General features: G+C 69.9%; 4 protein-coding genes. 3 read left to right on the forward strand and 1 reads right to left on the reverse strand.

The window, feature by feature from the left end:
• Nucleotides 1-631 (reverse strand): ABC transporter ATP-binding protein (locus CCN56_RS37270; protein ID WP_086832144.1); only part of this gene is annotated, 631 nt, incomplete at its 3' end.
• Nucleotides 632-742: 111 nt separating this feature from the next.
• Here CCN56_RS37270 and CCN56_RS37275 point away from each other — a divergent pair.
• The 3 genes from CCN56_RS37275 to CCN56_RS37285 all read left to right on the forward strand — a co-directional run.
• Nucleotides 743-1,963, forward strand: a complete 1,221-nt coding sequence (locus CCN56_RS37275; RefSeq protein ID WP_086832142.1) for a sensor histidine kinase — start codon at nucleotides 743-745, stop codon at nucleotides 1,961-1,963.
• On the forward strand, nucleotides 1,948-2,595 hold the full coding sequence (locus tag CCN56_RS37280) for a response regulator transcription factor (RefSeq protein ID WP_086832143.1): 648 nt from the start codon (nucleotides 1,948-1,950) through the stop codon (nucleotides 2,593-2,595). Before CCN56_RS37275 ends, CCN56_RS37280 begins: the two co-directional genes overlap by 16 nt.
• 486 nt (nucleotides 2,596-3,081) lie before the next feature.
• Nucleotides 3,082-3,838 (forward strand): AfsR/SARP family transcriptional regulator (locus CCN56_RS37285; protein ID WP_143664753.1); only part of this gene is annotated, 757 nt, incomplete at its 3' end.

A 3,838-nucleotide genomic window follows, 5' to 3' on the forward strand; every position in this document is an offset into this window, starting at 1 on the left:
GGTCGTGGGTGACCATGAGGGTGGTCTGTCCCTCCTGGTCGACGAGCATGCGCATCATCTGGAGCACCTCGCGCGAGGTGACGGTGTCGAGGGCGCCGGTGGGCTCGTCCGCGAAGAGCACGTCGGGGCGGGTGACGAGGGCCCGGGCGAGGGCGACGCGCTGCTGCTGGCCGCCGGAGAGCTGGCTGGGCCGGTGTCCGGCGCGCTCGGCGAGGCCGACGGCGGCGAGGGCGGCGGCGACCTGCTCGCGGCTGACCCGGCGGCCGGCGAAGCGGGAGGGCAGCTCCACGTTCTGAGCGGCCGTCAGCGACTCCACCAGGTTGAAGGCCTGGAAGACGAAGCCGATGTGGTCGCGGCGGAGCTTGGTGCGCTCCTTCTCGTTCTGCTGCCCGATGTCGACGCCGGCGAGCATGATCCGGCCGTCCGTGGGGCGGTCCAGGCCGGCCGCGCACTGCAACAGGGTGGATTTCCCGGAACCCGACGGCCCCATAATCGCGGTAAAGGTGCCGCGGGGAAAGCCGATGGAAACTCCGTCCAGTGCGGTGACGGAGCGGTCGCCGGCCCCGTAGACCTTTCGTACGGTGAAGAGCTCGACCGCATCCTGTGCGGGGGCGTGCCTGGTAGTCGTCATGGCATTGATTCCACCGCGAAGGCCCCCGGACCCGCACTGACCTGCGCTCTACTCCTCAAGTAGAGCTAGCTCTACCTGGAGGAAACGAAAGTCTGGGATACCGTTACGGCCATGCATCCGAAAACGGCCTGGCAGGCGATGGCTCAGCGACCGCTGAGCTTCCTCACCTCCAGCTGGCCCTGGCGCTCGCTGGCCTATCTGGCCGGCGGGGTCGTGGTCGGCGCCGCCGCCGTGCTGGTGTTCGCCACCGGCCTGGTGGCGGGGCTCGTGCTGCTGGTCGTCCTCGTCGGGGTGGCGCCGTTGGTCGGCGTGGTGCTGTCCTCCATGGCGGTGGCGACGGTCGAGCGGTACCGGCTTCGTCTTGTGGACCTGGACAGCCTGCCGAACCCGCACCGGGAGCCGGAGGCGCCGGGGCTGCGGAGCTGGGTCGCGACGCGGCTGAAGGAGCAGGTGACCTGGCGGGAGCTGATGTTCACGCTGATCTCGGCGGCGGCGCTGTGGTGGCTGGACCTGCTGGTGCTCTGCTTCTCGTTCGGCGTGCCGGTGCTGACCTTCGAGGCGGCGGACGGGGACACCTGGCCGTGGGCGGTGTTCGGCGCGGTGGTCCTGCTGGCCTCGCCGTACACGGTGACCTCGTGGGCGGGGGCGCGGGCCGCGCTGGCCCGGACGTTCCTGGCCCCGCGCGACGAGGAGCTGGGCGAGGAGCTGAAGGAGGTGCGGGCCTCGCAGGTGCGGCTGCTCGACTCCTTCGACGCGGAGCGGGTGCGGATCGAGCGGGACCTGCACGACGGGGCGCAGCAGCGGCTGGTGTCGCTGGGCATGACCCTGGGTCTGATGCGTCTCGACATCCCGGAGGGTTCCCCGCTGGCCGAGCGGCTCACCGAGGCGGAGGGGCAGCTCGCCACCGCGCACAAGGAGCTGCGGAGCCTGATCCGGGGGCTCAATCCGCCGGTGCTCGCGGATCACGGTCTGGTCGCCGCGATCCAGGACTACGCGAGCCGGTTCCCGATACCGGTGACGGTGGACCTCCAGTTCCCGGGCCGGCTGCCGCGGCAGTTGGAGACCAACATGTACTACGTGATCAACGAGGCCATGACGAACATCGCCCGGCACAGCGGCGCCGCGCATGCCGCGGTCCGCGGCCGCTACCACTCCGACCTGCTGGTCCTCGACATCTCGGACGACGGGAAGGGTGGCGTCGACCCGGAGGCCGGCAGTGGTCTGACCGGGCTCGCCGACCGGCTCAAGGCCCTCGGCGGCCGGATGCGGGTGTCGAGTCCGGTGGGCGGTCCCACCCTGCTGCATGTGGAGGTCCCGTGCCACTTCGCGTGATCGTCGCCGAGGACGCCGTTCTGCTGCGCGAGGGCCTGGTGGGCCTGCTGCAGCGGTTCGGCCACGAGACCGTCGCCGCGGTCGGCGACGCGGACGCCCTCGTCGAGGCCGTCCGGAAGGACCCGCCGGACCTGGTCGTCACGGATGTGCGGATGCCGCCGTCCAACGGCGACGACGGGCTGCGGGCCGCGGTGGACCTGCGTGAGGTCCACAAGGGACTCCCGGTCCTGGTGCTCAGCCAGTACGTCGAGCGCTCGTACGCGATGCGGCTGCTCGACTCCTGCGGCGGCGCCGGGGTGGGGTACCTCCTGAAGGAACGCATCGGGGCGGTGGCCGACTTCATGGCCGCGGTCGACCGGGTCGCCGCGGGCGGCGCGGTCGTCGACCCCGAGGTGATCCACCAGCTGGTACGGCTGCGCCAGGACCCCCTGGAGCGGCTCAGCAGCCGGGAGAAGGAGGTCCTGAGTCTGATGGCGCAGGGACACTCCAACGCCAATCTGGCGTCCCAATTGTTCATCAGCGAGGCAGCCGTCAACAAACACATCGGCAATATCTTCAATAAGCTGGACCTGCCGGTGGACACCGACGGCCATCGCCGTGTTCTGGCGGTGCTCGCATTCCTCAGGGCGTAACAAGAAGAACTAGATACCCGGAGAAAAAGAAACCAATCCTTCAGAACGAGCAGTTTTCCAGCGTACTCCGCACACACGGCCCGGACCCCCACGGTCCGGCCGCGAAACATCCGACGGGGGATTTGAAATGCCGGTGGATTCGGGAGAAATAGTCGGGGAACAGGGCGGTTTCGCCGCCGATCGGGTGGGGCTTCGCTGTTCCCGCGCCCTCCGCCCATCAAGGGCCTTCGAGCGCCGCCGACCGGCGGCCGGCCGCCCTCTTCTCCCCTAGGCCCCTTCGATCCGTTCGGTGTCCCCCCGCGCCCGTCGCGGCCGTGCGGCCTCTCTCTCCGCACCCCCTCCCCCTGACACCGTCCCGGATCAGCGATCACCTCGGCACGTCGGTCCGGGCCCGGAGCCTCTTCTTCCTCCTCCTTTCCCCACCGGTCCGACGCATGCCCTGATCGAAACACCTATCGGACATCTAGCAACAGGGATGCTCAAGACATGGAATTTCGCCTGCTCGGTCCTGTCGAGGCCCGCTCCGACGGCAGACCGGTCAAGCTGTCCGGAACCAAGATCCACACCGTGCTCGGCGCGCTTCTGCTGGCGCGCGGACGGTCCGTCAGTTACGAGCAGCTGAGCTCTCGGCTGTGGGGCTGGTCGCCGCCCTCCTCCATGCACGCGCAGATCTATACGTACATACACAAGCTGCGAAAACACCTCGGTGACGACGCGCGGCTGACCCGTCAGCACCGGGGATACCGGCTCGACATCGACGAGTCCCGACTGGACCTGGTCCGGTTCGAGGAGCTCGCGCAGGCCGGCCGCCTCGCCCTGGACCAGGGGGACCACCGTACGGCCGCGACGAAGCTGTCCTCCGCCCTCGCGCTGTGGCACGGCACCCCGCTGTCCAACGTCAGCGAACACCTGGCGGAGATCGAACGCCCGCCGCTGGAGGAGGCGTTCGTCTCGGTCACCGAGCAGCGCGTGGCGGCCGAGCTGGCCTTGGGCGAGCACGACCGGCTGATCCCGGAGTTAACCGGTCTGGTCGGCCAGCACCCTCTGCGGGAACGTTTCCGCGCCCAGCTGGTCCTGGCCCTCGGGCGCAGCAACCGCCAGGCGGACGCCCTCATCGCGTACCACGAGGGACGCAAGCTCCTCGCCGACCAGCTCGGCGTCGACCCCGGCCCCGAACTGGCCGAGGCCTACCACGCGGTGCTCGACGACCGCTGCGCCCCGCCCCCCGGACCCGCCACCACAC

This window comes from Streptomyces sp. NRRL B-24572, assembly GCF_002156145.1.
Classification (GTDB): Bacteria; Actinomycetota; Actinomycetes; order Streptomycetales; family Streptomycetaceae; genus Streptomyces; species Streptomyces vietnamensis.